25 protein-coding genes are annotated in these 25968 nt (G+C 67.5%); 18 read left to right on the top strand and 7 right to left on the bottom strand.

Translation table 11 applies throughout. The annotated features are described in order from the left end of the window. Positions 1-3: 3 nt before the first annotated feature. Positions 4-1143, top strand: coding sequence for a rod shape-determining protein RodA (gene rodA, locus ACTVZP_RS01260; RefSeq protein WP_443210260.1), 1140 nt, complete (start codon positions 4-6; stop codon positions 1141-1143). Further along, positions 1140-2069, top strand: coding sequence for a 2-hydroxyacid dehydrogenase (locus ACTVZP_RS01255; RefSeq protein ID WP_443210259.1), 930 nt, complete (start codon positions 1140-1142; stop codon positions 2067-2069). The genes rodA and ACTVZP_RS01255 overlap by 4 nt, the downstream gene beginning before the upstream one ends. 155 nt (positions 2070-2224) lie before the next feature. Here ACTVZP_RS01255 and ACTVZP_RS01250 read toward each other — a convergent pair whose 3' ends face one another. Further along, positions 2225-3091, bottom strand: coding sequence for a MurR/RpiR family transcriptional regulator (locus ACTVZP_RS01250; RefSeq protein WP_443210258.1), 867 nt, complete (start codon positions 3089-3091; stop codon positions 2225-2227). A 160-nt stretch (positions 3092-3251) separates the two neighbouring features. Between ACTVZP_RS01250 and ACTVZP_RS01245 the strand changes: the two genes are divergently transcribed. The 8 genes from ACTVZP_RS01245 to ACTVZP_RS01210 all read left to right on the top strand — a co-directional run bounded on the left by ACTVZP_RS01245 (position 3252) and on the right by ACTVZP_RS01210 (position 12265). Further along, a complete protein-coding gene (locus ACTVZP_RS01245) occupies positions 3252-4031 on the top strand; it encodes an N-formylglutamate amidohydrolase (RefSeq protein WP_443210257.1) in 780 nt (259 codons plus the stop codon). 3 nt (positions 4032-4034) lie between these two features. Beyond that, a complete protein-coding gene (locus ACTVZP_RS01240; RefSeq protein ID WP_443210256.1) occupies positions 4035-4541 on the top strand; it encodes a TRAP transporter small permease subunit in 507 nt (168 codons plus the stop codon). After that, on the top strand, positions 4541-5866 hold the full coding sequence (locus tag ACTVZP_RS01235; RefSeq protein WP_443210255.1) for a TRAP transporter large permease: 1326 nt from the start codon (positions 4541-4543) through the stop codon (positions 5864-5866). The genes ACTVZP_RS01240 and ACTVZP_RS01235 overlap by 1 nt, the downstream gene beginning before the upstream one ends. A 57-nt stretch (positions 5867-5923) precedes the next feature. Beyond that, on the top strand, positions 5924-6961 hold the full coding sequence (locus ACTVZP_RS01230; RefSeq protein ID WP_443210254.1) for a TRAP transporter substrate-binding protein: 1038 nt from the start codon (positions 5924-5926) through the stop codon (positions 6959-6961). A gap of 72 nt (positions 6962-7033) precedes the next feature. Beyond that, positions 7034-8413, top strand: a complete 1380-nt coding sequence (locus ACTVZP_RS01225) for a glutamine synthetase family protein (protein WP_443210253.1) — start codon at positions 7034-7036, stop codon at positions 8411-8413. 12 nt (positions 8414-8425) lie between these two features. After that, the gene (locus ACTVZP_RS01220) at positions 8426-9814 is read left to right on the top strand and encodes an aldehyde dehydrogenase family protein (RefSeq protein WP_443210252.1); all 1389 of its coding nucleotides are present in this window, start codon (positions 8426-8428) and stop codon (positions 9812-9814) included. Continuing rightward, positions 9811-10956: an iron-containing alcohol dehydrogenase gene (locus tag ACTVZP_RS01215; protein WP_443210251.1), complete on the top strand. Its 1146-nt coding sequence runs from the start codon at positions 9811-9813 to the stop codon at positions 10954-10956. The genes ACTVZP_RS01220 and ACTVZP_RS01215 overlap by 4 nt, the downstream gene beginning before the upstream one ends. Before the next feature lie 64 nt (positions 10957-11020). Continuing rightward, positions 11021-12265 carry an NAD(P)/FAD-dependent oxidoreductase gene (locus ACTVZP_RS01210; RefSeq protein ID WP_443210250.1) on the top strand — a complete coding sequence of 415 codons (1245 nt, stop codon included), beginning with the start codon at positions 11021-11023 and terminating at the stop codon, positions 12263-12265. 40 nt (positions 12266-12305) lie between these two features. Here the strand turns inward: ACTVZP_RS01210 and ACTVZP_RS01205 are convergent, their stop codons facing one another. From ACTVZP_RS01205 to ACTVZP_RS01195, 3 genes are all read right to left on the bottom strand, one after another. Further along, entirely contained in the window at positions 12306-12611 is a 306-nt protein-coding gene (locus tag ACTVZP_RS01205) for a hypothetical protein (protein ID WP_443210249.1), read from the bottom strand. A gap of 94 nt (positions 12612-12705) precedes the next feature. Then, positions 12706-13524 carry an aldo/keto reductase gene (locus tag ACTVZP_RS01200; protein ID WP_443210248.1) on the bottom strand — a complete coding sequence of 273 codons (819 nt, stop codon included), beginning with the start codon at positions 13522-13524 and terminating at the stop codon, positions 12706-12708. 297 nt (positions 13525-13821) lie between these two features. Beyond that, positions 13822-14808 carry a 2-hydroxyacid dehydrogenase gene (locus ACTVZP_RS01195; protein ID WP_443210247.1) on the bottom strand — a complete coding sequence of 329 codons (987 nt, stop codon included), beginning with the start codon at positions 14806-14808 and terminating at the stop codon, positions 13822-13824. A 97-nt stretch (positions 14809-14905) separates the two neighbouring features. Between ACTVZP_RS01195 and ACTVZP_RS01190 the strand changes: the two genes are divergently transcribed. Then, positions 14906-15529 carry an SH3 domain-containing protein gene (locus ACTVZP_RS01190; protein ID WP_443210246.1) on the top strand — a complete coding sequence of 208 codons (624 nt, stop codon included), beginning with the start codon at positions 14906-14908 and terminating at the stop codon, positions 15527-15529. Positions 15530-15631: 102 nt separating this feature from the next. On the opposite strand, the gene ACTVZP_RS01185 is transcribed toward ACTVZP_RS01190, so the two are convergent. The 3 genes from ACTVZP_RS01185 to ACTVZP_RS01175 form a co-directional block, all read right to left on the bottom strand. Next, on the bottom strand, positions 15632-16816 hold the full coding sequence (locus tag ACTVZP_RS01185) for a protoglobin domain-containing protein (RefSeq protein ID WP_443210245.1): 1185 nt from the start codon (positions 16814-16816) through the stop codon (positions 15632-15634). A 173-nt stretch (positions 16817-16989) separates the two neighbouring features. After that, positions 16990-18630, bottom strand: a complete 1641-nt coding sequence (gene groL / locus ACTVZP_RS01180) for a chaperonin GroEL (protein ID WP_443210244.1) — start codon at positions 18628-18630, stop codon at positions 16990-16992. A 96-nt stretch (positions 18631-18726) separates the two neighbouring features. Beyond that, positions 18727-19014: a co-chaperone GroES gene (locus ACTVZP_RS01175; protein ID WP_443210243.1), complete on the bottom strand. Its 288-nt coding sequence runs from the start codon at positions 19012-19014 to the stop codon at positions 18727-18729. Between the two features lie 186 nt (positions 19015-19200). Here ACTVZP_RS01175 and ACTVZP_RS01170 point away from each other — a divergent pair, with 186 nt between their 5' ends. From ACTVZP_RS01170 to ACTVZP_RS01140, 7 genes are all read left to right on the top strand, one after another. After that, positions 19201-20187, top strand: a complete 987-nt coding sequence (locus ACTVZP_RS01170; RefSeq protein WP_443210242.1) for a TraB/GumN family protein — start codon at positions 19201-19203, stop codon at positions 20185-20187. A gap of 537 nt (positions 20188-20724) precedes the next feature. After that, positions 20725-21642 (top strand): manganese-dependent inorganic pyrophosphatase, encoded by a 918-nt coding sequence (locus tag ACTVZP_RS01165; RefSeq protein ID WP_443210241.1) that lies wholly within the window; start codon positions 20725-20727, stop codon positions 21640-21642. A gap of 146 nt (positions 21643-21788) precedes the next feature. Continuing rightward, entirely contained in the window at positions 21789-22682 is an 894-nt protein-coding gene (locus tag ACTVZP_RS01160) for a TIGR01459 family HAD-type hydrolase (RefSeq protein ID WP_443210240.1), read from the top strand. A 299-nt stretch (positions 22683-22981) separates the two neighbouring features. Beyond that, positions 22982-23425, top strand: a complete 444-nt coding sequence (locus ACTVZP_RS01155; RefSeq protein ID WP_443210239.1) for a MaoC family dehydratase — start codon at positions 22982-22984, stop codon at positions 23423-23425. 27 nt (positions 23426-23452) lie between these two features. Further along, positions 23453-24373, top strand: a complete 921-nt coding sequence (locus tag ACTVZP_RS01150) for a bifunctional riboflavin kinase/FAD synthetase (RefSeq protein ID WP_443210238.1) — start codon at positions 23453-23455, stop codon at positions 24371-24373. A gap of 39 nt (positions 24374-24412) precedes the next feature. Next, complete coding sequence (locus tag ACTVZP_RS01145; protein WP_443210236.1) at positions 24413-24874, top strand: YcgN family cysteine cluster protein; 462 nt, start codon at positions 24413-24415, stop codon at positions 24872-24874. Continuing rightward, positions 24874-25899, top strand: a complete 1026-nt coding sequence (locus ACTVZP_RS01140; protein WP_443210235.1) for a threonine aldolase family protein — start codon at positions 24874-24876, stop codon at positions 25897-25899. The genes ACTVZP_RS01145 and ACTVZP_RS01140 overlap by 1 nt, the downstream gene beginning before the upstream one ends. The last annotated feature ends 69 nt before the right edge of the window (positions 25900-25968 follow it).

Below are 25968 nucleotides of genomic sequence, written 5' to 3'. Positions count from 1 at the left end.
GCCATGAGTTTCCTCGAATACCGCGTCAAGACCGCGCCGACCGGCCTGTCCAAGGTGCTCCACATCAACTGGGCGCTGGTGCTGCTGGTCACGGCTACCGCCTCGGTTGGCTGGCTCATGCTGACCTCCGTCGCGGGCGGCGACATCGACACCTGGGCGGGGCCGCAGATGAAGCGCTTCGCCGTGGGTCTCGTGATGATGTTCGCCGTGGCCTTCGTGCCGATCTGGTTCTGGCGCAACATGGCCGGCGTCGCCTATCTCGTCTCGCTGCTGCTGCTTGTCGTGGTCGAGTTCTTCGGCACGGTGGGCATGGGCGCACAGCGCTGGATCGCGCTCGGCCCGCTGGTCCTGCAGCCCTCGGAGATGGCCAAGGTCACGCTGGTGATGATGCTGGCGGCCTATTACGACTGGCTCGATCCGAAGAAGGTCTCGCGACCGCTCTGGGTGCTGATCCCGGTGCTGATGATCCTCGTGCCCACGGCGCTCGTGGTCATCCAGCCCAACCTCGGGACGGCGCTCCTGCTGCTGATGGTGGGGGCGACGGTGATGTTCCTCGCGGGGGTGAGCCTGTGGTATTTCGGGATCGTGGCCGCCATTGGCGTGGGCGCGATCTTCTCGGTCTTCACCCTGCGCGGCACGCCCTGGCAGTTCCTTCACGACTACCAGTACCGCCGGATCGACACCTTCTTCGACCCGACGGCCGACCCGCTGGGGGCAGGCTACAACATCATCCAGGCGAAGATCGCCCTCGGCTCGGGCGGATGGGCCGGCAAGGGCTTCATGCAGGGCACGCAGAGCCGTCTGAACTTCCTGCCGGAGAAGCATACCGACTTCATCTTCAACACGCTGGCCGAGGAGTTCGGCTTCGTGGGCGCGACCTCGCTTCTCGTGCTCTACGCGCTGGTGATCGCCTTCTGCGTCGCCTCCGCCATGCAGAACAAGGACCGGTTCTCGTCGCTGCTGATCCTGGGGATCGCCGCGAACTTCTTCTTCTATCTGGCAGTGAACCTGTCGATGGTCATGGGCATGGCCCCCGTCGTCGGCGTGCCGCTGCCGCTGGTCAGCTATGGCGGCTCGGCCATGCTGGTGCTGATGGCGGCTTTCGGCCTCGTGCAGAGCGCCCATGTCCACAGGCTGAGATGACGCTCGTCTGGTTCGCCGCCGGGGCCCGCCGCTGGCCCGACTACCGCGAGCATCTGCCCGAGGCGCTCGCCGAGGCAGGCGTTGCGGCGCGCGTCGTGACCAAGGCGCCCGAGCCGGAGGCGGTCGACTACATCGTCTTCGCCCCCGGCGGCGACGTGACCGACTTCACGCCCTACCGCCGGGCGAAGGCGGTCCTGAGCCTCTGGGCGGGGGTCGAGCGGATCGTGGGGAACACGAGCCTCACCCAGCCGCTCTGCCGGATGGTCGATCCCGCGCTGACCGAGGGCATGCTCGACTGGGTGACCGGTCACGTGCTGCGCCATCATCTCGATCTCGACCGCTGGATCCGGCACGAGCCCGGCTGGCACCAGATCGTGCCACCGCTTGCGCGCGAGCGGACCGTGGCGGTGCTCGGGCTCGGCGAGCTGGGCGCCGCCTGCGCCACGGCGCTCGCGGGCCTGCGCTTCCGAACTCTCGGCTGGAGCCGCAGCCCCAAGGCGCTGCCGGACGTCGAGACCCACCATGGCGAGGCCAGCCTCGAGGCGGTGCTGCGGCAGGCGGAGATCGTGGTGACGCTGCTGCCCGCGACGCCCGAGACAGACAACCTGATGGACGCCCGCCGCCTCGGCTGGCTGCCGAAGCACGCGGTCCTGCTCAATCCTGGCCGCGGCACACTGATCGACGACGAGGCCCTGCTGGCCGCGCTGGACGAAGGGCGGCTGGGTCACGCCACGCTCGACGTCTTCCGCGTCGAGCCGCTGCCCGACGGCCACCCCTTCCGCAGCCACCCGCGTATCACGGTCACGCCCCATATCGCGGCCGAGACACGGCCCGCCAGCGCAAGCCGCGTGATCGCCGAGAACATTCGTCGGGGCGAGGCGGGCGAGCCTTTCCTGCACCTGGTGGACCGGCGGCGCGGCTACTGACACCGGATTCTCCGGCCCGCCTCATCGGGTCCGTCGCATCCGGCATCTGCCTGCCGCGCATCCGGCCATTCTGCACCGGACCGCGTGGGCCGGCGCGAGGCATCAGACCTGACGTGTCTTCGGCCCCGCAGCGCCCTTGCCGCCTGTCGCCCGCCCTACCGATGCCGCCGGAAGACGCGCGAGCGGGCATAGAGATCCTCGAGCCGTTTCATCCGCTCTTCCGTTCTCTCCCAGGTCAGGCTCTGCACCGCCGAGATCAGCGTCTCGATCAGCACCAGCACTGTCACCGTCGAGTCCCATGCCGATGGCGCTTCGATCTGACACGAGAAGGTATGGCGTGCATGAGCCGCCGCGGGCGAGATCCAGCGATCGGTCATCAGCACCACCTCGACCCCCTGCTCGGCGGCCATCTCGGCGACCTGAAGCACCATGTTCTCGTAGCGCCGGATGTCGAACAGCAGGAGCACGTCGCCACGGCCCATGTCGAGCAGCGCCGGCGGCCAGGTGCTCGACATGTCGGAGAGCAGCGTGACCTCGGGTCGGCTCACCTTCATGAGGGTCACGAAATAGTCGGCAAGCGCATGGGTGATCCGCCCGCCGAGAACGAAGATCCGCCGCTCGGGATCGGCGAGAAGCTGCGCCGCCGCATCGAATTCGGCGTGGTCGATCTGGCCCAGCGTCGCCTCGAGATTGGCCACGACGGCATCGGCGAAGCGGTTGAGGATATGCGTGTCCGGCACTCCGCCCGCCCAGCGGTCGTGCTTGGCCAGCGGCGAGAGCAGCATGGCCTCGACCTCGCCCCTGAGCCCGGTCTGGAAGTCGGGATAGCCCTTGAAGCCGAGCTTCTGCACCAGCCGCACGACGGTGGGCGTCGACACGTCGGCCGCCTTGGCCAGGGCCGTGATCGATCCCAGCGCCGCCACCGGATACTGGCGCAGGATATGCGTCGCAAGCTGGCGCTCGGCCCGCGTCAGCTCGGGCAGAGCCGCCCGCATGACTTCCTCGATGGTGGGGGAATTCATCCCGTCTCCTCAACTCCGCCCGCATTGCGGGCAATGCCGCTCCGGGTGTTCGTCCCGATGCCGTAAACATCGTAACAGCTTTCGCGCCGAAGAAATATTCTTGACACGACCGAGCGCCGCGGAGGAGCCTCGACCGCAACAGGGGATGAATCGGATCATTATGACACTTGCCGAAGCCGCGCCCGAGACCTTTCCGGCCGTGATCGAAAATGCAGGCGCCGAGAGCCGCTTCGTTCTGGTGTGCGAGCACGCGTCGCACCGCATTCCGGAAGCCTGGGGCGATCTCGGCCTGAGCCGGCAGCAGCGGCTGGCGCATGTCGCCTGGGATCCCGGCGCGCTCGGCCTGTCGCGCGGGCTGGCCCGCAGGCTTGGCGCCGTGCTCGTTCATGCCCCCGTCTCAAGGCTGGTCTATGACTGCAACCGGGCCCCGGACCAGCCGGGCGCGATGGCGGAGCAGTCGGAGATGCACGAGATCCCGGGCAATCGCGGCCTCTGCACGAAGGAGCGCGCGGCACGGACGGCCGCCGTCTACACGCCGTTCCATGCGGATCTGCGCGCCGAGATCGTGCGGCGTATCGCGCTTGGGCTCGCGCCGGTACTGGTGACGGTCCACTCCTTCACGCCGATCTGGCACGGCGTTCCGCGCGAGGTCGAATTCGGCATCATCCACGACCGTGACGCGTCCCTCGCCCGCGCGGTTCTGGCGGAAAGCCGCGGAACCGGACTCGTCTGCGGCCTGAACGAACCCTATTCTGCCGCCGACGACGTGACCCACACGCTGCGCCTCCAGGCCCTGCCCTACGGACTTGCGAATGTGATGCTCGAGATCCGCAACGACCTGATCGCCACGCCCGAGGCCGAGGAAGCCATGGCCGATCGCCTCGCCCCGGTGCTCGAGAGGGCGCTCGCCTCGCTCTCCACCCCGGCCATGGCGGGCTGAGCGATGCCGAGGATCCTCGTCGCCTTCGTCCGGCTGGTGGATCGGCTGAACTACGGGATCGGCCGCTTCGCGATGTATCTGCTGTTCGTGCTGATGGGCGTGCTGCTCTGGTCGTCGGTGTCGAAGGTGTTCTTCAACCCGTCGCTCTGGACGCTCGAGATGGCGCAATTCGTGATGGTCGCCTATTTCATCCTCGGCGGCCCCTACTCGCTCCAGATGGGCAGCCATGTGCGGATGGACCTGCTCTATGCCGACTGGCCGGTGCGCAAGAAGAGCTGGTGGGACGCCGTCACCATATTCGCCGTCATCCTCTATCTCTGCGTGATGCTCTGGGGGGCGGTCGATTCCACCGCCTATTCGCTGCAATACAACGAGCGCAGTCCGACGGCGTGGAGGCCCTACCTCTGGCCGATCAAGCTGGTGATGTGCCTGGGCTTCGTGCTGATGATCCTGCAGTGTCTCGCGATCCTCGTCCGCGACATCGCCACGCTGCGCGGGAAGACGATCTGATGTCCTACGAGATGATCGCCATCCTGATGTTCTCGGCGATGCTTCTGATGATGCTGACCGGGCAGCGGGTCTTCGGGGTGATCGGCTTCGTGGCCGTGGTGGCCTCGCTCGCTCTCTGGGGCACCGGCGGGCAGAGCCTCGGCTTCTCGGCCGCGATGAAGCTGATGAAGTGGTATCCGCTGCTTACGCTGCCCATGTTCATCTTCATGGGCTACGTCATGAGCGAGAGCCGCCTCGCCGACGACCTCTACCGCATGTTCCACGTCTGGTTCGGCCCCGTCCCCGGTGGCCTCGCCATCGGGACGATCCTGCTCATGGTGCTGATCTCGGCCATGAACGGGCTTTCGGTCGCGGGCATGGCCATCGGCTCGACCATCGCGCTGCCCGAGCTTCTGCGACGGCGCTACGACAAGCTGATGGTGACGGGCGTGATCCAGGCCGGCTCGAGCCTCGGCATCCTGATCCCGCCGTCGGTCGTCCTCGTGCTTTACGCGATGATCGCGCGCCAGCCCGTGGGGCAGCTCTGGCTGGCCGGGGTGTTGCCGGGGCTGATGATGGCCGCGCTCTTCGTCGCCTATATCTGGATCCGCTGCCGGCTGAACCCCGCGCTCGGGCCCGTGCTGCCGGCCGAGGAACTGGCGACCGTCCCGCGGTCCGAGAAGATGCGCCTGCTCGGCGCGGGGCTCCTGCCGCTCGGCATCTTCGCGGCGATGATGGTGCCCTTCGTCAACGGCTGGACGAGCCTCGTCGAGAGCTCGGTGATCGGGGCGCTGGTGACGGTGGCGGCGGCCGTGGTGAAGGGCCGCTTCACCCGCGAGGTGTTCGAGACCTCGACGCGGGCAACGCTCGCCATCTCCTGCATGTTCATGTGGATCATCCTTGCGGCTCTGGCCTTCGGCGCGGTCTTCGACGGCCTGGGCGCGGTGCGGGCGATCCAGGGCTTCTTCGTCGACCGGCTGGAACTGTCGCCCTGGACGATCCTGATCATGATGCAGCTTTCCTACCTCATCATGGGGATGTTTCTCGACGACACGGCGATGCTCGTCATCGTCGCACCGCTCTATGTGCCGCTGGTGGGGGCGCTCGGCTTCGACCTGATCTGGTACGGCGTGCTCTACACGATCACCTGTCAGGTGGCCTATCTGACGCCGCCCTTCGGCTACAACCTGTTCCTGATGCGGGCTATGGCCCCGCCCGAAATCACCATCGGCGACATCTACCGCTCGATCGTGCCATTCGTCGCAGTCATGGTCGCGGCGCTGGTGCTGGTGATGGCCTTCCCGCAGATTGCCCTCTGGCTGCCCGAGACTCTCTACGCCAGATGACAGCCCATCAACGAGAGGCGGCCCGAACCGCCCCCACCCAAGCAACGGAGGTATGACATGACGACCAGACGGAAGTTCATCACGACCGGCGCACTGGCCGGTGCGGCGAGCCTCGCGGCCCCCGCCGTGACGCGGGCGCAGGCGCCGATCAAGTGGCGGATGCAGACCTATGCCGGGGCCGCCCTCGGCGAGCATGTGGTCAAGCCCGCGGTAGAGGCGTTCAACACCATTGCCCAAGGCCAGATGGAGATCGAACTCTACTACGCCGACCAGCTGGTGCCCACGGCCGAGCTCTTCCAGGCCATGCAACGCGGCACGATCGACTGCGTGCAGTCGGACGACGACTCGATGGCCTCGCCGACCGAGGTGACCGTCTTCGGCGGCTACTTCCCGCTGGCGCTGCGCTATTCGCTCGACGTGCCCGCGCTCTTCAACAAATACGGCCTCGGCGCGATCTGGGCCGAGGAATATGCCAAGGTCGGCGTCAAGCACATCTCGGCAGGCTCGTGGGATCCGTGCAACTTCTCGACCAAGAAGCCGATCAACAGCCTGGCCGACCTGCAAGGCCTGCGCGTCTTCACCTTCCCCACCGCAGGGCGGTTCCTCACCCGCTTCGGCGTGGTGCCGGTGACGCTGCCGTGGGAGGATGTGGAGGTCGCGCTCCAGACCGGCGAGCTTGACGGGCTGGCGTGGTCCGGCATCACCGAGGTCTACACCGTCGGCTGGGCCAACGTGACCGACTATTTCCTGACCAACAACATCTCGGGCGCCTGGATCGGGCACTTCTTCGCCAACATGGACCGCTGGAACGAGGTCCCGCCGCACCTGCAGGAGCTGATGCGCGTCTGCTTCGAGCAGTCGCACTACTACCGGCAGCACTGGTACTGGGCGGGCGAGGCCTATCTTCGGGTGCACGAGACGAAGCTCAAGCTCACCACCATTCCCGACGAGGAATGGAAGCAGGTCGAGGATGCCGCGGTCGAGTTCTGGGACGAGATCGCGCAGGAATCCGAGACCAAGGCGAAGGTCGTCTCGATCATCAAGGACTACAACGACACGATGCGGAAGGCGGGCCCGCCCTACCGCTTCTCCTGATCGTGCCCTTCCCGGGCGGCCCCTCGCGGGCCGCCCGACCGCCTGTCCGCCCGCGAGTGAACGAGGAAGAACATGCCCGGCAACATGACATTCGACGCGCTGAAGGAAGCCGTGGAGAGCGGCGGGATCGACACCGTGCTGGTGGCCTGCGTGGACATGCAGGGCCGCCTGATGGGCAAGCGGTTCCACGCGCAGCACTTCATCGACAGCGCGCATCACGAGACGCATTGCTGCGACTATCTCCTCGCCATCGACATGGAGATGAACACCGTCCCGGGCTACAAGAGCTCGGGCTGGGACAAGGGCTACGGCGACTATGTCATGAAGCCGGACATGGCCACGCTGCGGGTTCTGCCCTGGCTGCCGGGCACGGCGCTCGTGCTCTGCGACCTGCTCGACCATCACCACAACGAGGTGCCGCAAAGCCCGCGCGCCATCCTCAAGCGCCAGATCGCCCGGGCCGAGGCGATGGGCTTCAGGGCGATGATGGCGACCGAGCTCGAATTCTTCCTGTTCGAGACCTCGTTCGATGCGGTGCGGAACTCGATGCAGGCCTCGGGCCAGATCCGCGACCTGAAGCCGATCTCGGCCTACAACGAGGATTATCACATCTTCCAGACCTCGAAGGAAGAAGAGGTGATGCGGGCGCTGAGGAACGGCCTCTTCGGGGCGGGCGTCCCGGTCGAATGCTCGAAGGGCGAGGCCGAGGCGGGTCAGGAAGAGATCAACGTGAAATATTCGGACGGTCTCGACACCGCCGACAACCACGCGATCACCAAGATGGCGGTGAAGGACATCGCGCACGCCGCGGGCAAGTCGGTGACCTTCATGGCGAAATACGACCACCGCCGGGCGGGGTCGTCGAGCCACGTCCACCAGTCGCTCTGGACGCTGGACGGCAAGCCCGCTTTCTACGACGAAAGCGACCCGCACGGCATGTCGGCCACGATGAAGCAGTTCCTCGCCGGCCAGCTGGCCCATGCCGAGGAGATCACCGCCTTCCTCGCGCCCTACGTCAACAGCTACAAGCGGTTCTGCATCGGCATGTTCGCCCCCACCAAGGCAGTCTGGAGCCGCGACAACCGCACCGCGGGCTTCCGCGTCTGCGGCGAGGGCACCAGGGCCATCCGCGTCGAATGCCGGATCGGCGGCGCCGACCTCAATCCCTATCTCGCCTGCGCGGGTCTGCTTGCGGCGGGGCTTGACGGCATCGAGAAGAAGATGGATCTCGAGGCGGAAATGAGGGGCGACATGTACAGCACCGCGGGCATCCGCGAGATCCCGAAGACGCTCCGCGCGGCGGCGGAACTTCTCAGGGACTCGTCGATGCTGCGCGCGGCGATGGGCGACGAGGTCGTCGAGCACTACCACCACGCGGCGGAGTGGGAGATCTCCGAACAGGACCGCGTGGTCACCGATTTCGAACTGGCCCGCCTTTTCGAGCGCGCCTGAACGGGGAACATCATGACGAAACCGATCCAGTTGATCTCGCCCGTGGACGGGCGGGTCTATGCCGAGCGGATGCCGCTCTCGATGGCCGATGCCAAGGCGATGGCCCGCCGCGCCCGCGCCGCGCAGCCGGCCTGGGCCGCGCGCCCGCTGGAGGAGCGCATCGCGCTGGTCAAGGCCGGGGTCGCGAAGCTGAACGAGATGAAGGACCGCGTGGTGGAGGAGCTGGCCTGGCAGATGGGCCGCCCCACCCGCTTCGGCGGCGAGTTCGGCGGCGTGAACGACCGCACCGCCTACATGGCCGAGATCGCCGCGGAGACGCTGGCGCCGACCGTGGTGGAGGCCTCCGACCGGTTCGAGCGACGCATCGCGCGCGAGGCGGTGGGCGTGGTGCTGATCGTGGCGCCCTGGAACTACCCCTACCTCACGACCATCAACACGCTGGTTCCCGCACTGATCGCGGGCAATACGGTGGTTCTGAAGCACGCGAGCCAGACCCTGCTGGTGGGCGAGCGGCTGGCCGAAGCCTTCCACGCCGCAGGTGTGCCGGAGGATGTATTCCAGAACGTCGTGCTGGATCACGGCACCACCGAGGCGCTGATCGGGGCGCGGGCGTTCAACTTCGTGAACTTCACCGGTTCGGTTGCGGGCGGCTATGCCATCGAACGCGCGGCGGCGGGCACCTTCACGGCGACCGGGCTGGAACTCGGCGGCAAGGACCCGGGCTATGTCCGCGCCGATGCCGATCTGGATGCGGCGGTGGACAGCCTGATGGACGGCGCGATGTTCAACGCGGGCCAGTGCTGCTGCGGGATCGAGCGGATCTATGTCCACGAAAGCCTCTATGACGCCTTCGTGGAAAAATCCGTGGCCTGGGTGAAGGCGCTGAAACTGGGCAATCCGTTCGAGCCCGACAGCACGCTCGGCCCGATGGCGAACGCGCGTTTCGCCAGGGTGGTCCGCGATCAGGTGGCCGAAGCAATCGCCGCCGGGGCCACGCCGCTGATCGACCCCGCGCTGTTCCCGGCCGATGACGGGGGCGCCTATCTCGCGCCGCAGATCCTGGTGAACGTCACCCACGACATGCGGGTGATGAAGGAGGAGAGCTTCGGCCCGGTCGTGGGCATCATGAAGGTCTCGGGCGACGAAGAGGCCATCGGCCTGATGAACGACAGCCCCTATGGCCTGACCTGCTCGATCTGGACCGGGGACGCCGAGGCCGCGGCCGAAATCGGCGCACGGATCGAGACCGGCACCGTGTTCATGAACCGCTGCGACTACCTTGACCCGGCACTCTGCTGGACGGGCTGCAAGGACACCGGGAGGGGCGCGGCGCTCTCTGCCCTTGGCTACATGTCGGTCACGCGGCCGAAATCCTACCATCTCAAGAAGGTGACGAAATGACCCTCCGGGCGAACTGGTCCTATCCCACCGCCGTCAAGTTCGGCGCGGGCCGCATCGCGGAACTGGCCGATCAGTGCAAGGCCATCGGGCTGACAAAGCCGCTTCTGGTGACGGACAAGGCGCTGGCGGCGCTTCCGATCACGGTGGCGGCGCTCGACCAGCTGGAGGCCGCGGGCCTCGGCCGGGCCTGCTTCTCGGACGTGGACCCGAACCCGAACGAGAAGAACATGGAAGCGGGGATCGCCGTCTATACGGCGGGCGGGCATGACGGGGTGATCTGCTTCGGCGGCGGCTCGGCGCTCGACCTCGGCAAGATGATCGCGCTGATGCACTCCCAGACCGTCAGCGTCTGGGATCTGGAGGACATCGGCGACTGGTATACCCGCGCCGATGCGTCGAAGATCGCCCCCATCGTCGCCGTGCCGACCACGGCCGGCACGGGGTCGGAGGTGGGCCGCGCGGGCGTGCTGACCAATTCCGAGACCCACAAGAAAAAGATCATCTTCCATCCCAAGCTCCTGCCCGCGGTCACGATCTGCGATCCCGAACTGACGGTCGGAATGCCGAAGTTCATCACCGCAGGCACCGGCATGGACGCGCTGGCGCATTGCCTCGAGGCTTACTGCTCGCCCTTCTACCACCCGATGAGCCAGGGCATCGCGCTGGAAGGCATGCGGCTGGTGTTGGAGAACCTGCCGAAAGTCCATGCGAACCCGAACGACCTTGAGGCCCGCGCCCACATGATGGCGGCGGCGGCCATGGGGGCAGTGGCATTCCAGAAGGGCCTCGGCGCGATCCATTCGCTAAGCCACCCCATCGGCGCGGTCTACAACACCCACCACGGCACGACCAACGCGGTGGTGATGCCGATGGTGCTGGACTTCAACCGCGCGGCCATTGAAGAAAAAATCGTTCGAGCGGCAGATTACCTGGGCATCGAGGGCGGCTTTGACGGTTTCCGCCAGAAGATCATGGCGTTGCGCGCTGAGCTTTCCATTCCGGAAAACCTTTCCGCGATGGGAGTGGAGGCCGCGCGCCTCGATGAACTGACCGGTATGGCGCTGGAAGACCCCTCCTGCGGCGGCAACCCGGTCGAGATGACGCGCGAGAATACCCGCGCGCTCTTCGACGCCTGCATGTGATGATGCGCGGCCCGCGACCCGACCCTCAGGGGCAAGGGGGCGGGCCGCCAGCCGGACGGCAGCGATGATCCAGCATCTTTCCTCGGATACGGTCATCATCGGCGGGGGCGTGGTGGGCCTGACCATCGCGCTGACGGTGGCGAGCCGTCACCGGTCGGTCATCCTCCTCGATCCCGAGGAGCCGGGCTTGGGCGCCTCCTATGGCAACGCGGGCACGATTGCGGATTACGCGGTCCTGCCGGTCGGCACGCCGGCGGTGCTGAAGCAACTTCCCTCGCTGATGTTCGACCGGAACTCGCCACTTTCCGTCCGCCACATGGCGCTGCCGTCGCTTGCCCCCTGGCTCCTGCGCTTCCTCCGCCAGTCCCTGCCCGGCCCGGCACGGCGCAATGCGGAAGCCATCGCGACGCTGCTCCGATCAGCCACGAAGAGCTGGGAGGATCTGGCCGTGGAAGTCGGAGGCACCGGGCTACTGAACAGGAACGGCTGCCTCTATGCCTACGAAAGCCGTGACGCCTTCCGGGCGGCCGAGGCGGACATGGCTTTCCGCCGCACCCTCGGCGTGACGGCCGAGCTTCTGCCGGCGGCCCGGCTTGCGGAGATGGAGCCCGCCCTGCCTCCGATGGCGGGCGCCGCCTGGTTTCCCGAGGCGGTCTTCCTCTCGGATCCGGGCCGGATGGTCGCCCTCGTCGCCGAAGCGGCGCGCAGGGCCGGTGTCCGGATCGTGCGGGCCGCAGCCACCGGGCTCGAGCGGCGCGTCGATGGCGTCGTGGTGAGCGCCCGCGCCATGCAGATCCACGGACGACGCGTCGTAATCGCTGCGGGCGCCCGGTCGAAGGCTCTGGCGCTCAGCTCCGGAGACCGCGTGCCGCTCGACACCGAGCGCGGCTATCACGTCGAATGGGACATGGCCCAGCCGCCGGTCTCGCGCCCGACCTGCCCCACCTCGCGCGGATTCTATCTCTGTCCGATGGCGGGCAGGCTGCGCGTCGCAGGCACCGTCGAACTCGGCGGGCTGACCGCTCCGCCCTCGCCTCACAGGATAGCGCGGCTCGTGGCCGGGGCCCGGGCCATGTTTCCCGACCTGCCCGAGCCCTCGCGGAGCTGGATGGGCTTCCGGCCTTCGATGCCCGACAGCCTGCCGGTGATCGGACCCTCGACCGCCGGAGGCGAGATCCTCCACGCCTACGGGCACGGCCATATCGGGCTCACCCTCGCACCGATCACCGCCCGGATCGTGGCCGACCTGCTGGACGCGAAGGCGCCAGAGGTGGACATCACTCCGTATCTGCCCGCGCGCTTCGCGTAGCCCGGACCGCCGTCGCCCTGTTGCGGGCACCGCGCGTCCGTCAACTGCCGAACTGCGGGACAAAGAGGCAGATGGCCTTCCCGTCGGGCTTTCCATCCGTCGTGCAGAGATGGAAGCTGCTTCCCGCCTGCTTCGGCGTCTGCATGAGGCGCTCGTCGTCGTAGCCGATGATCTCGCCCGTCCGCCGGATCACCCACCCCTTCGGCCCCGCGGTCACCTCGCTCTCGGCAATCGCATGACAGTCTCGGTTCGAGCAGCAGGTAAACGGATACCAGTCGTGAGCCATGGCCCCCACGGGCAGCGCCAGCAGGATGAGGACGGCGGCAGGTCGCAGCAGGTTCGGCATGAGGGTTCCCCCGGAACGAACGCCAGCGGCCAGACGCGCCCGGCCGTCAGCCAGCCAACATCAGCCGGTCCTTCCGGTTCCCTTGGCGGACCGGTCAGCCGAAGTTCTGCGGATCCGGGCCGGTGCGCGTGCCCGCGTCGAGCGCGGCAATGTCGGCATGATCGGCCTCGGTCAGCTCGAAGTCGAAGACAGCAAGGTTCTCCGCGAGCCCTTCGCGACGGGTGGACCTCGGGATCACCGAACAGCCGAGGTCTATGTGCCAGCGGAGGATGACCTGTGCGGGACTCCGCCCGGTGCGCTCGGCGATACGACGGATCGCGGGCGCATCGAAAGCCATGCCACGCGCCAGCGGACTCCAGCTCTGGGTGACGATGCCACGCTCGGCATGCCCTTTCCGCAACGCGGCCTGCTGAAGCAACGGGTGCAGCTCGATCTGGTTCAGCACCGGCGTGACGCCCGTCTCTGCGGTAAGCCGGTCGATCTGCGCGAGGTCGAAGTTCGACACGCCGATGGAGGTAATGCACCCCTCGTCCCGCAGGCGGATCAGGGCCCGCCATGTCTCGACATAGAGGTTGCGCTTGGGGGCCGGCCAGTGGATCAGGCAGAGGTCCAGACGGTCCAGCCCCAGCCGCGACAGGCTCTGCTCGACGGCACGGAGCGCGGGCTCGAATCCCTGAGCGTCATTCCAGACCTTGGTCGTCACGAAGACCTCGTCGCGGGGAAGGCCCGAGGCCCGAAACCCCTCGCCGAGCCCCGCTTCGTTGCCATAGATCGCGGCGCCGTCAGCGAGCCGATAGCCGAGACCGAGCGCTTCGCGCACCACCTCGGCGGTTCGCTCCTCCGGCACCTGCCAGAGCCCGAAGCCGAGTTGCGGGATGCGGCTTCCGTCATGGAACTCGAGCGTGGCGGTCATGGCGTCCTCCTGCTGTTCCGGGGGAAGGATGGTGGGCCGGGCGCGGCAGGCGTCAAGGTGGCGACGTCCCTCCCGAAGACGCAACCTGTCCAGGCGCATCGGACAGGTGCCCGATCCGCAAGGGTCAATGCCTCGTCGTCAGGGCACGGCGTTCTCCACAGCGGCATCAAAAGCAAGCCGACCGGAGCGGCACCACCCGCCTCGTGTTCGGATCGGCATAAGCTGCGGCCCGTCCGAGGCGGCGGAGCGGGGCCCGACGGGCGCGGGATGCCGCTGCCCCGCGGGCCCGCCTCCGGCTCAGATCATCGAGGGCAGAACCTGATCCGGCGGCCGGTGTCCGTCGGCGAATGTCTTGATGTTAAGGATCACCTTCTCGCCCATCTCGATGCGGCCCTCGAGCGTGGCGGAGCCCATGTGAGGCAGCAGCACCACATTCGGCAACTCGCGCAGGCGCGGATTGATCTCGTGCCGCTGCTCGAACACGTCGAGCCCTGCCCCGGCGATTTCTCCGGCGCGCAGGCCGCGCGTCAGGGCGTTCTCGTCGATGACCTCGCCGCGCGACGTGTTGACGATCACAGCCGTCGGCTTCAGCAGCTTCAGCCGCCGCGCGTTCAGCAGGTGGAAGGTCGAGGGCGTGTGCGGGCAGTTGACCGAGATGATGTCCATCCGCGTGACCATCTGGTCCAGGCTTTCCCACCAGGTCGCGCCCAGTTCCTCCTCAATCTCCGGCCGGACGCGCTTGCGGTTGTGGTAATGGATCTGCATCCCGAAAGCGTTGGCGCGGCGGGCCAGCGCCTGGCCGATCCGCCCCATGCCGAGGATGCCGAGCCTGCGCCCGCGCAGGCGCCCGCCGAGAAGGGCCATCGGCGACCATCCTTCCCAGTTGCCGGATTGCATCTGGTTCAGCCCCTCGGGGATGCGGCGCGTCACGGCGAGGATAAGCGCCATGGTCATGTCCGCGGTGTCCTCGGTCACGACGTCCGGCGTGTTGGAGACAAGGATCCCGCGCTGACGGGCCGAGGAGACGTCGATATGGTCCACCCCCGCCCCGTAATTCGCGATGAGCTTCAGCCGCGGTCCCGCCTGCGCGAGCATGTTGGCGTCGATCACGTCGGTCAGGCCGGGCACGAGCACATCGGTCCGGGTCATCGCCTCCGCCAGTTCGTCGCGGGACATCTGCGTGTCGGGATCGCGCAGCTGGACGTTGAAGAGCTCCTTGAGGCGGGTCTCGACCACGTCCGGCAGGCGTCGCGTGACGACAACAGTGAGGCGTTCCACGGGCATTCTCTCTCTCCCTGCACTTCCAAATCCGGACACGTGGTGGCAAGGTGCCGCCAAGCGGGGCGCGGCACAAGCCCCGGCAGAGGCAGGATGGCGCGGCATGAGGACATGTCCGCGCGAAAGGCGGGCAAGAGCGATGGGACGCAGGATCAAGGCGCTCGCAGTCGTGCTGGCGCTGGCAGCGCCGGTCGGGGGCACGGCAAGCGCGCAGGAGGGCGAGCCGCCCTCGGACGATGCGGCAGGCGAGCTTGCGGCCTCGGCGGCGGAGGCGGCCCCTGCCCCTCAGGCGACGCCCGGCCTCGGTCCGGTCACCAACCTTCCGCTTCCCCGCTACGTCTCGCTGAAGACCTCCGAGGGCAATGCGCGCCGCGGCCCCGGTCTCACACACCGGATCGACTGGGTCTTCACGCGCGCCGGCATGCCGCTGCGGGTGACGGCGGAATACGAGCACTGGCGCCGGGTCGAGGATTTCGAAGGCGCGGGCGGCTGGGTCCACTACTCCCTGCTCTCGGGCGTCAGGAGTGCCATGGTCGTGGCCGAAATGGCGGATCTGCATGAAGATCCGGCGAGCGGCTCGACCGTGACGGTGCATGCGCAGCGTGGCGTCGTGGTGCGGCTTCTGGAATGCATGCGCGACTGGTGCCGCGTGAGCGCCGACGGGAACCGGGGATGGGTCATCAAGACGGCGCTCTGGGGCGTTGATCCGGACGAGATCCTCGAGTAGCGCACCGGAAGCGCCGCAACGGGGCGAGGCAGAGCGGCGTATGCTCTGGCCGACACCCCGTTTCCGACGGTCAACAGGATCGTTGGCGCGGTGGGGCGGCGGTCAGGCCGCCGCTCGCCGTGCGGCCCCCTCGAACGGGCAGGCGCCTGTTCCCGAGGGCGGCGACCGGCGTGCGCCCGTCTCGCGCCGCCGCATCTTCGCTTCCGCCGCGTCGATCCGGCGACCGAGCTCGTTCATCTGCAGGATTGCCCGGTTGACGTGATCCACGCCGACCGTCTGCTCCTGGCAGGCGGTCGAGATCTCGCTCACCAGCCGCGAGGTGCGGTCGATGTCGGGAAGCAGGCGCTGCAGGCTCTTCTCGGCGCGCGCGGAAGCGTCGAGAGTGCGCGCGGTGAGGTCGCCGATCTCGGTCGAGGCCACCTCCACGCGCTCGGCAAGGCGGCGCACCTCGCCCGCGACGACGGCAAAGCCTGCGCCTTCCGCGCCCGCCCGCGCGGCCTCCACGGCCGCATTCAGGGCAAGCAGGTTCGTCTGCCGCGCGATCTCCTGCACGACGCCCACCTTCTCGGCAATCTGCCGCATCGCGGCCGCCGCGCCGCCCACGGCCTCGCCGCCCTCGGCGGCAAGGTCGCTGACCAGAGCGGCGGCATCGCGGGTCTGGTTCGCGTTGTCCGCCGTCTGGCGAACGGTGGCGGCGATCTCCTCCATCGCGGAGGACGCATCGGCGAGCGAGCGGGCAAGCTGGGACGAGACCTCGCGCTCCTTCTCGATCGCGCGCCGCTCCTCGTCCAGCGCCTCGAAATAGGTGGAGATGCCGTAGTCCATGTCGAGGATGGCCGCCTTCAACACGAGGCCGACAGCCTCCGAAGCCTTCTTCGCCCGCCGGCGCGTCATGATCCCGCGGCCCAGCAGCCGGGGCAGCATCAGCGACACGGCCTTCTCGAGGATCAGCGCATAGCCACCCAGATACCAGCGGGGTTCGAGACCGATGCGGGCATGGGTGCGGCCGACGCGCGAGGCTTCCGTGACGTATTCGGCCCCGATGGATCCCGAGACGATCCGCGCCCAATGGCCATATTGTCGGGCCCTGGCATGGTCCATCCGCGAGGCGTCCCGGAAATGGCCCGCAGCCTCGGGCGTATCGCTCACCTTTCCGTAGAAATCCGTCAGCGACTGCTCCACCGCCGACAGGAAGATCGCGCGATGCTCGGAGAGGCGCGCCTGTGCCGCCTCGTCAAGGCCAAGAAACTCCAGCCGCGTTTGCAGCTCTTTCAGTTCAGAAGACATGTCGCAACTCGCACTATGAACGCCGACCCCGACCGGGACCCTGCTTAGGGATCCGCCAGGCCGATCCGAAACTCAAGCTGCAAGTGACCGTTTAACCAAGATAATTCCGGCGCATTTCCATGAGAAAGGGGGCCCGGAGGCCCCCTTTCGACTGTATCCGCAAGGCGGATGGCTTACATCATGCCGTCCATGCCGCCCATGCCGCCCATGCCCGGGGCAGCCGGAGATTTCGGCTCGGGCCTGTCGGCGATCATGGCTTCGGTGGTGATCAGCAGCGAGGCGACCGAGGCCGCGTCTTCCAGAGCGGTGCGGACAACCTTCGCCGGGTCGATGACGCCGAACTTGAACATGTCGCCATATTCTTCGGTCTGGGCGTTGAAGCCGAAGGTCTTGTCGTTCGACTCGCGGACCTTGCCGGCCACGACCGAACCGTCCACGCCCGCGTTCTGGGCGATCTGGCGCAGCGGGGCTTCCAGCGCGCGGCGGACGATGGTGATGCCGGCGTTCTGGTCCGGGTTCTCGCCGGTCACGCCCTCGAGCGCCTTGCCGCCCTGGATCAGGGCCACGCCGCCACCGACGACGATGCCTTCCTGCACGGCCGCACGGGTCGCGTTCAGGGCGTCATCGACGCGGTCCTTGCGCTCCTTCACTTCGACTTCGGTCATGCCGCCGACGCGGATGACGGCCACGCCGCCCGCCAGCTTCGCGACACGCTCCTGCAGCTTCTCGCGGTCGTAGTCCGAGGTGGTTTCCTCGATCTGCGTGCGGATCTGCGACACGCGGGCGTCGATCTCGGCCTTGTCGCCCGAGCCGTCCACGATGGTCGTGTTGTCCTTGTTGATCGAGACCTTCTTGGCGCGGCCGAGCATGTCCACGGTCACGTTCTCGAGCTTCATGCCGAGGTCGTCCGAGATGACCTGGCCGCCGGTCAGGATCGCGATGTCCTGCAGCATGGCCTTGCGGCGGTCGCCGAAGCCCGGAGCCTTGACGGCCGCGATCTTCAGGCCGCCACGCAGCTTGTTCACCACGAGGGTGGCGAGCGCTTCGCCTTCCACGTCCTCGGCGATGATCAGCAGCGGCTTCTGCGCCTGGATCACCGACTCGAGCAGCGGGACCATCGGCTGCAGCGACGAGAGTTTCTTCTCGTGCAGCAGGATGAACACGTCTTCCAGCTCGGCGGTCATCTTGTCGGCGTTGGTGACGAAGTAGGGCGAGAGGTAGCCGCGGTCGAACTGCATGCCTTCGACGACTTCGACTTCGGTCTCGAGGCCCTTGTTCTCCTCGACGGTGATCACGCCCTCGTTGCCGACCTTCTGCATCGCGTCGGCGATGAAGCGGCCGATCTGGGCTTCGCCGTTGGCCGAGATGGTGCCGACCTGGGCGACTTCATGCGAATCCGACACCGGACGCGAGGCGGCCTTGATCGCTTCCACGACTTTCGTGGTGGCGAGGTCGATGCCGCGCTTGAGGTCCATCGGGTTCATGCCGGCGGCAACCGCCTTCATGCCTTCCTTGATGATGGCCTGGGCGAGAACGGTGGCGGTGGTGGTGCCGTCGCCCGCTTCGTCGTTGGTGCGGGAAGCGACTTCCTTCACCATCTGCGCGCCCATGTTCTCGAACTTGTCGGCGAGTTCGATTTCCTTGGCGACCGTCACACCGTCCTTGGTGATGCGCGGCGCGCCGAACGACTTGTCGATGACGACATTGCGGCCCTTCGGGCCCAGCGTGACCTTCACGGCATCGGCGAGGATGTTCACGCCGCGCAGCATGCGGTCGCGGGCATCGGTATCGAACTTGACGTCCTTGGCAGCCATGTTGTTGCTCCTGTTTGTCTGTCTGATGCGATCGTCTCGGGAGCGGCTCGAAGCCCTGCGCCCGTGGCGCGGGCCAAGCCGCGGGTCAGCTCGGGATCAGCTGAGAATGCCGAGGATGTCGCTTTCCTTCATGATCAGCAGCTCGGCACCGTCGATGGTGACTTCGGTGCCCGACCACTTGCCGAACAGCACGCGGTCGCCCGCCTTCACCGACATGGCGATAAGCTCGCCCGAGTCCTTGCGGGCGCCTTCGCCGCAAGCCACGATCTCGCCTTCCGCCGGTTTTTCCTTGGCGGTGTCGGGGATGATCAGACCGCCCTTGGTCTTTTCGTCGCTCTGAACGCGGCGGACCAGCACACGGTCATGCAGCGGTTTGAATGCCATCTGAGAACACTCCCTAGGTTCCAGGTTGAATCTGGTTGGCACTCACACGAGGCGAGTGCCAACGACGCGAGAGATAGGAAAGGCTCACGCGGCTGTCAACGGCCTGCATGCGTCAAAATGCACAGGCCGCCTTGGCGCGGCCGGCGCGGCGTGCCACCTTTGCCGCGCCTCTTCAAGGACAAGTGCATGGCCCGTCTGACCAAGTTTCTCTGCGCGTTCTTCTTCCTCGCCGCTCCTGCGGCCGAAGCCGCCTGCAGCGGCACCGATCTGATCGCGGCGATGCCGCCCGAGGCGCAGGCGCGGCTGGAGGCGGAAGCCGCGCGCCAGCCCTTCGCGCGGGGCAACTTATGGCGCGCGACGCGCGGGGCCGAGGAGATCACCGTGGCCGGCACCTATCATCTCGCCGATCCGCGTCACGAAGCGAACCTCGACCGGCTGCGCCCCCTGATCGAGGGCGCGACCGCCCTGCTGGTCGAAGCGGGTCCGGACGAGGAAGCGCGGCTCAAGGAGGCGATGGCGAAGAACCCCTCGCTCATGCTGTCGGACGGCCCCACCCTGCCGGAGGTGCTGAGCGAGGAGGAATGGAAGACGCTCTCGGAGGCGCTTCGTGCGCGCGGCATTCCGCCCGTGCTCGCCTCGAAGTTCGAGCCCTGGTATGTCTCGATGACGCTCGCCCTGCCTCCCTGCGCGATCGAGGCCACGAAGAACCCCGACGGGCTGGACAAGCTCGCCATGCGCGAGGCGCGGAAGGCGGGTGTGCCGGTCCGCTCGCTCGAGCCGTGGAACACGGTCTTCGAGCTCTTCGGGGAACTCACGCCCGAAGAGCAGCTTGCGATGATCCGCACCGCGCTTCCCCTCGAGGATCGCGTCGAGGATCTTTCGGTGACCCTGGCCGACCGCTACTTCTCGGGCGAGTCGCGCTTGGTATGGGAATACATGCGGCTTCAGTCGCATGACATGCCGGGCTACACGGCCGAAGCCGCGGACGCCGAATTCGCCCGGATGGAGCAGACGCTCATCAGCCGCCGGAACAAGGCGTGGCTGCCGGTGATCGAGAAGGCAGCGACAGAGGGGCCGGTTATCGTGGCCGTGGGTGCGCTCCACCTGCCGGGCCGGCAGGGGATCCTCGAACTGCTGAGCGTGGCGGGCTACGAGGTTCGGCCGCTCGACTGATGCGCCGCCGTGGAGGATTTCGCACGGCGGTCGCCGGGATCAGCCGCGGTCGGGCGTCCCGAACAGCGCTGTGACCACAACGGCCGGCTTCAGCGACCGGCTCAGTTCGGCCAGGACGAGTTCATAGGGCAGATGCGAACGCGGATCGCGCATGTCGGGCTCCTTGCAGTCGGCGATGCGGCGGCGGCAGGTCGTGCCGGCTCGTGCCTGACGCGCAAGATGCGCCCGCCGCCGCGGATGCACAATTTCCGCGTCGTCGCACCCGTCATGCCGCAGGCGCAAGGTTGCGGAAGGGCGACGGATACCGCACCGGCGGCGGTCGGATGGCTCACGGCGCAAACCGGGGCACGGGTCCATGACCGGACGGCACCGGACAGGCTTCCGGAGGGGCAGGAGCGCGGGGCGCGGAACGCCGAGGTGCCGGCGGGCAGGCGCCACAAATGATGCCGCAGTGCGGCAAAGCGGGGCGGCGCGGGCGTGACAAGAGGTCTCGCGGCTCTTATAAGGCCGGCAAACTCATCCGCATCGGGAAGCATCATGATCAAGGTTTTCGGCCACAAGTCCCCCGACACCGACTCGACCGGTTCGCCCATCATCTGGGCCTGGTACCTGAGCGAGGTCAAAGGGACGCCCGCGAAGCCCGTCCTCCTCGGCGAGCCGAACACCGAGGCGGCCTTCGTGCTGAAGCACTGGGGCTTCGAGAAGCCCGAGATCATCTCGGACGTCACGGCCGAAGACACCTGCGTGATCGTGGACACCAACAACCCGTCCGAGCTTCCGCCCTCGATCAACGAGGCGAAGGTCGTGGGCATCATTGATCACCACCTGCTCGTCGGCGGCATCAAGACCAAGTCCCCGATCGAGATCACCGTGCGTCCGCTGGCCTGCACCGCCACGATCATGCACGACCTGATGGGCGAGGATCTCACCAAGGCTCCGCGCGAGATCAAGGGCGCCATGCTCTCCTGCATCCTGTCCGACACGCTCGAGTTCCGGTCGCCGACCACGACGCCGCATGACCGCGCGGTGGCCGAGAAGCTGGCCGCCGACCTCGGGATCGACATTCCCGCCTTCGCCGGAGAGCTCTTCGCCGCCAAGTCGGACGTCTCGGCCTTCTCCGACGCCGAGCTTCTGCGCATGGATTCGAAGGAATACGAGATCGAGGGCAGGCAGTTCCGTATCTCGGTGCTCGAGACCACGGCGCCCCAGGTGCTGCTCGACCGCAAGGACAGCCTGATGGCCTCGATGGAGGGCGTGGCGAAGGAGGACGGCGCCGACCAGGTGGTGCTCTTCATCGTCGACATCCTGCGCGAGGAAGCGACGCTGCTCGTTCCGAACGACCTCGTGAAGCAGCTGGCCGAGAGGAGCTTCGGCGCGACCGTCACGGGCGACACGGTGGTCCTGCCCGGCATCATGAGCCGCAAGAAGCAGATCATCCCCGTCCTCAAGCTCTGATCACACTCACGGCGCCCTCCGCCGGGCATCTCCGGCGGAGGCCCCTGCCTGACCATTCTCCACCGACACCCGGACTGCCGCACCCGCCGGGGCCGCGCCGGAAGACCGTCGCCCCTGCCCCGGCCGATCCGCGAAAGGCCCTTCGGATGACCCGCATCATCGCCTCGCTGGCAGAGGTTTCGGAACGTTACGACGCGCTTTACTGCGATCTCTGGGGCTGCCTCCACGACGGCAAGCGCCCCTTCCCCGAGGCCGTGGAGGCGCTCAATGCCTTCCGCGCCAGGGGGGGCGCGGTGGTGCTGCTCACCAATGCACCCCGCCCGAAGCCCTCCATCGTGCGCCAGTTGCAGGGCCTCGGCGTTCCGGACGACTGTTACGACGAGGTCACCTCGTCGGGTGACGCCGCACAATACGCGCTCATCACCGGGACGGTCGGCCGCCGCGTCTATCACCTCGGGCCGGCCAAGGACGACACGTTCTTCACCGAGTTCTCACCCGACCTCCAGTCCGTGGCCTCGACCGAAGCCCCGGTGGAGAAGGTGCCGCTGGAAGAGGCCGAGGGGATCGTCTGCACCGGCCTCTTCGACGACATGACCGAGACGCCCGAGGATTACCGCGCGACGCTGCTCCATGCGAAGGCCCGCGGTCTGAAGCTACTCTGCGCCAACCCCGACATCATGGTGGATTACGGCCACAAGCGGATCTACTGCGCGGGCGCCATCGCGGAGGCCTATGATGCCATGGGGGGCGAGAGCCTCTATTTCGGCAAGCCTCATCCGCCGATCTACGACCTTGCCCGGCGCCGGCTCGAGGCAATCCGCCCCGGCATCCTCCCGGACCGGATCCTCTGCATCGGCGACGGAATTGCGACGGACATCCGCGGCGCGGTGGCCGAGGATCTCGATTCGATATTCATCACCGGCGGCCTCGCCTCGGACGTGTTCGGCGAGAACGGCGAGACTCTCGAGGCCGGACGGCTCGAGGACTGGCTGGCGAAGGTCGAGCTTTCGCCCTCCTTCGCGATAGCCCGCCTGCGCTGATCCCGGCCACCCGACGCTTCCTGCCGCAGCGCCGGGCGACTGCGGTTTCTGCGGCTGCACGGGCGCCTGGCCGGGCGATCGCTCGCACGTGCGGCGGCCCCCGACCGGAACCGGGACCTTCGCCGCGCAGTTTACTGGTGCAGGAGAAGATGCGGACGATCCAGGAACGCACGTCACGATAACGTGATGGCAATATTCTTGCGCCTTTAGTCGCATATCGGAACATATATTGCCGGCCTATCTTGTGCTGCAATGCAGCGCTGACTAGGGTGCGCTGCACCAGCAAAGGGATTCGCAGGATGCTCGACAACATGCCCCGCGGGACGATCTGCATCGAAGACCTGGAGATCGGCATGAGCCGGCATCTCCGCAAGGAAGTGACGGATCGCGACATCGAGCTCTTCGCCGAGGTCTCGACCGACAGGAACCCGGTTCACCTCGACGACGATTATGCCCGCGACACGATCTTCGAGGGGCGGATCGCGCATGGCATGCTGACGGCAGGACTGATCTCTGCCGTGATCGGTGAGCAGCTTCCGGGGCACGGCACCGTCTACCTCGGTCAGTCGCTCAAGTTCCTTGCGCCCGTGCGGCCCGGCGACACGGTGCTCGCCGAGGTGACCGTCACGGCCATCGAGCATGCCAAGCGCCGGGTCACCCTTGAAACCCGCTGTCTGGTGGGCAATACCACGGTCCTGAAGGGCGAGGCGCTCGTGCTGGCGCCGAGCCGCAAATTCGACTGACGGCGGGGTCCCCGCCCGCGGGGACCGATGCGCATCTACAACCACTGGCAGGGGCTCGAGGCATCCGATCATGGCGCCTCGATCGCCATGGGAAATTTCGACGGCGTTCATCTCGGCCATCAGCATGTGATCGACCTTGCCCGCGGGCGTGGCCCGCTGGGCGTCGTGACCTTCGAGCCCCACCCGCGCGAGGTCTTCGCCCCCACTGCACCGCCCTTCCGGCTGATGAACGCAGAGGCGCGTGCCAACCGTCTGGCAAAGCTTGGCGTCGAAAGGCTCTATGAGCTGCCCTTCACCCGCGACCTCGCCTCGCTCACCCCCGAGGAATTCGCGCGCGATGTCCTCGGTGCCGGTCTCGGCGTCTCGCATGTCGTGGTGGGAGAGGACTTCTGCTTTGGCAAGGGGCGCAGGGGCACGACGCGCGATCTGGTCGCGCTTGGCAGCCGGTTCGGCTTCGACGTGACCGTAGCCGACCTGCTGAAGGTCGAGGGAACCGAAATCTCTTCGACCGCGATCCGCACCGCGCTGACCGAGGGGCGCCCCCGCGACGCGGCCGCGATGCTCGGACACTGGCACCGGATCGACGGAGAGGTGCTGCACGGCGACAAGCGCGGGCGGGACCTCGGCTATCCGACCGCGAACATGTCGGTGAGCGGGCTCCACCTGCCGCGGCTCGGCGTCTATGCGGTGAAGGTGGACGTGCTGACGGGGCCGCTGAAGGGCACCTATTCGGGCGCGGCCAGTCTCGGCGTGAGGCCGATGTTCGGCACAAACCGCCCCAATCTGGAAAGCCACCTCTTCGACTTCGCCGGAGACCTCTACGGCCAGCATCTTTCCGTCGCCTTCATCGACTATCTTCGCCCCGAGATGGTCTTCGACAGCCTGCCCGGCCTCGTCGCGCAGATGGACGAGGATTGCGCCCGCGCGCGTGCGATCCTCGGCGCCTGACCCCTTCCCTTTCGAGCCTCGAGAGCGCATCTAGCGGCGATGACCCAGCCCCCCACCCTCCGCCCGCGATTCTGGGAGCGTGTGCCCCTCGATCGGCTCACGCCCGCCGAGTGGGAGGCGCTCTGCGACGGTTGCGGCAAGTGCTGCCTGAACAAGATCGAGTTCGAGGACACCGGCGAGGTCGCCTTCACCCGCATCGCCTGCCGGCTGCTCGACGGCGACACCTGCCGGTGCTCGAACTACGAGATCCGCCGCCAGTTCGTGCCCGATTGCGTGCAGCTCTCGCCTGCGACGCTGCCGAGGATCGCCTACTGGATGCCACGCACCTGCGCCTACCGCCTGCTCTACGAGGGCAAGCCGCTTCCGGGCTGGCACCATCTTTTGAGCGGCGACCGCAACTCGGTCCACGACGCGGGCGCCTCCGTGCAGGGCTGGACGGTGCCGGAGTTCGAGGTGGCCGAAGATGACTGGGAAGATCACATCATCGAGGAAACTCCCTGATGTTCTTTGCCTCGGACAATGCGTCGGGCGTCGCGCCCGAGGTGATGGCCGAGCTTGCGGCGGAAGCGAGCCACGCCCTGCCCTACGGCGGCGATGCGGTGACGGCGGAGGTGACGGACCGCATCCGCGAGGTGTTCGAGGCGCCTCGGGCCGAGGTGGCCCTCGTGACCAGCGGGACGGCCGCGAACGCGCTCGCCCTGGCCACGCTCAGCCCACCCTGGGGCACGATCTTCTGCCGCGAGGACGCTCACGTCGAGGCCGACGAGTGCAACGCGACCGAGTTCTTCTCGGGCGGTGCCAAGCTGGTGACGCTGCCGGGGAGCGGAGGCAAGACCTCGCCCGAGGCGCTCGCCCGGGCACTCGCACGCGTGCCCGAGAGCGACCCGCATGCCTCGCGGCCCGCAGCGCTGTCACTCACCAACCTGACCGAAGCGGGCACGCTCTACCGGCCCGAAGAGATCGCGGCGCTGACCGAAACCGCGCGCCGCCGCGGCCTCCGTTGCCACCTCGACGGCGCACGCTTCGCCAATGCTCTCGCCGCAAGCGGATGCACCGCGGCCGAGATGAGCTGGCGGGCCGGGATCGACGTCCTTTCGCTCGGCGGCACCAAGAACGGGCTGATGGGCGTCGAGGCGGTCGTGATCTTCGACCCGTCCCTTGCCGAGGAGTTGCGCATCCGGCGCAAGCGCGGCGGGCACCTCCTGTCGAAGCATCGGTATCTCGCCGCACAGATGCGGGCCTATCTTGCCGACGGGCTCTGGCTTCGCCTGGCCGGGCAGGCGAATGGCATGGCGGCCCGGCTGGCGGCGGGGCTGGAGACCCTGCCGGACGTGCGGCTCGTGCACCCCGTCGAAGGAAACATGATCTTCGTCGACCTGCCGGACCCCCTCGCGCACCGTGCCCGAACAGCCGGGGCCGTCTTTTACGAGATGGAACGAGGGAACGGCCGGGTCACCCTGCGCCTCGTCTGCTCGTGGAGCACCACGGGCCGCGATGTGGAGGCCTTCCTCGCCACCCTCGCGTGACGACCCCGCGTGAGCCGGAACGGCCACCTACGCGAGCGTCGCGGCGCAGCCCTCATTCTCGGATTGAGC

This window comes from Rhodobacter sp. NSM, from assembly GCF_052244495.1.
In the GTDB taxonomy this organism is placed as follows: domain Bacteria; phylum Pseudomonadota; class Alphaproteobacteria; order Rhodobacterales; family Rhodobacteraceae; genus Cereibacter_A.
This window is presented reverse-complemented; position numbering and strand designations above follow the sequence as displayed.

Excerpts from the sequence above, each read along its gene's own strand:
- rodA (WP_443210260.1), top strand. The coding sequence starts at position 4 with ATGAGTTTCCTCGAATACCGCGTCAAGACCGCGCCGACCGGCCTGTCC.
- ACTVZP_RS01255 (WP_443210259.1), top strand. The coding sequence starts at position 1,140 with ATGACGCTCGTCTGGTTCGCCGCCGGGGCCCGCCGCTGGCCCGACTAC.
- ACTVZP_RS01250 (WP_443210258.1), bottom strand. The coding sequence starts at position 3,091 with ATGAATTCCCCCACCATCGAGGAAGTCATGCGGGCGGCTCTGCCCGAG.
- ACTVZP_RS01245 (WP_443210257.1), top strand. The coding sequence starts at position 3,252 with ATGACACTTGCCGAAGCCGCGCCCGAGACCTTTCCGGCCGTGATCGAA.
- ACTVZP_RS01240 (WP_443210256.1), top strand. The coding sequence starts at position 4,035 with ATGCCGAGGATCCTCGTCGCCTTCGTCCGGCTGGTGGATCGGCTGAAC.
- ACTVZP_RS01235 (WP_443210255.1), top strand. The coding sequence starts at position 4,541 with ATGTCCTACGAGATGATCGCCATCCTGATGTTCTCGGCGATGCTTCTG.
- ACTVZP_RS01230 (WP_443210254.1), top strand. The coding sequence starts at position 5,924 with ATGACGACCAGACGGAAGTTCATCACGACCGGCGCACTGGCCGGTGCG.
- ACTVZP_RS01225 (WP_443210253.1), top strand. The coding sequence starts at position 7,034 with ATGCCCGGCAACATGACATTCGACGCGCTGAAGGAAGCCGTGGAGAGC.
- ACTVZP_RS01220 (WP_443210252.1), top strand. The coding sequence starts at position 8,426 with ATGACGAAACCGATCCAGTTGATCTCGCCCGTGGACGGGCGGGTCTAT.
- ACTVZP_RS01215 (WP_443210251.1), top strand. The coding sequence starts at position 9,811 with ATGACCCTCCGGGCGAACTGGTCCTATCCCACCGCCGTCAAGTTCGGC.
- ACTVZP_RS01210 (WP_443210250.1), top strand. The coding sequence starts at position 11,021 with ATGATCCAGCATCTTTCCTCGGATACGGTCATCATCGGCGGGGGCGTG.
- ACTVZP_RS01205 (WP_443210249.1), bottom strand. The coding sequence starts at position 12,611 with ATGCCGAACCTGCTGCGACCTGCCGCCGTCCTCATCCTGCTGGCGCTG.
- ACTVZP_RS01200 (WP_443210248.1), bottom strand. The coding sequence starts at position 13,524 with ATGACCGCCACGCTCGAGTTCCATGACGGAAGCCGCATCCCGCAACTC.
- ACTVZP_RS01195 (WP_443210247.1), bottom strand. The coding sequence starts at position 14,808 with ATGCCCGTGGAACGCCTCACTGTTGTCGTCACGCGACGCCTGCCGGAC.
- ACTVZP_RS01190 (WP_443210246.1), top strand. The coding sequence starts at position 14,906 with ATGAGGACATGTCCGCGCGAAAGGCGGGCAAGAGCGATGGGACGCAGG.
- ACTVZP_RS01185 (WP_443210245.1), bottom strand. The coding sequence starts at position 16,816 with ATGTCTTCTGAACTGAAAGAGCTGCAAACGCGGCTGGAGTTTCTTGGC.
- groL (WP_443210244.1), bottom strand. The coding sequence starts at position 18,630 with ATGGCTGCCAAGGACGTCAAGTTCGATACCGATGCCCGCGACCGCATG.
- ACTVZP_RS01175 (WP_443210243.1), bottom strand. The coding sequence starts at position 19,014 with ATGGCATTCAAACCGCTGCATGACCGTGTGCTGGTCCGCCGCGTTCAG.
- ACTVZP_RS01170 (WP_443210242.1), top strand. The coding sequence starts at position 19,201 with ATGGCCCGTCTGACCAAGTTTCTCTGCGCGTTCTTCTTCCTCGCCGCT.
- ACTVZP_RS01165 (WP_443210241.1), top strand. The coding sequence starts at position 20,725 with ATGATCAAGGTTTTCGGCCACAAGTCCCCCGACACCGACTCGACCGGT.
- ACTVZP_RS01160 (WP_443210240.1), top strand. The coding sequence starts at position 21,789 with ATGACCCGCATCATCGCCTCGCTGGCAGAGGTTTCGGAACGTTACGAC.
- ACTVZP_RS01155 (WP_443210239.1), top strand. The coding sequence starts at position 22,982 with ATGCTCGACAACATGCCCCGCGGGACGATCTGCATCGAAGACCTGGAG.
- ACTVZP_RS01150 (WP_443210238.1), top strand. The coding sequence starts at position 23,453 with ATGCGCATCTACAACCACTGGCAGGGGCTCGAGGCATCCGATCATGGC.
- ACTVZP_RS01145 (WP_443210236.1), top strand. The coding sequence starts at position 24,413 with ATGACCCAGCCCCCCACCCTCCGCCCGCGATTCTGGGAGCGTGTGCCC.
- ACTVZP_RS01140 (WP_443210235.1), top strand. The coding sequence starts at position 24,874 with ATGTTCTTTGCCTCGGACAATGCGTCGGGCGTCGCGCCCGAGGTGATG.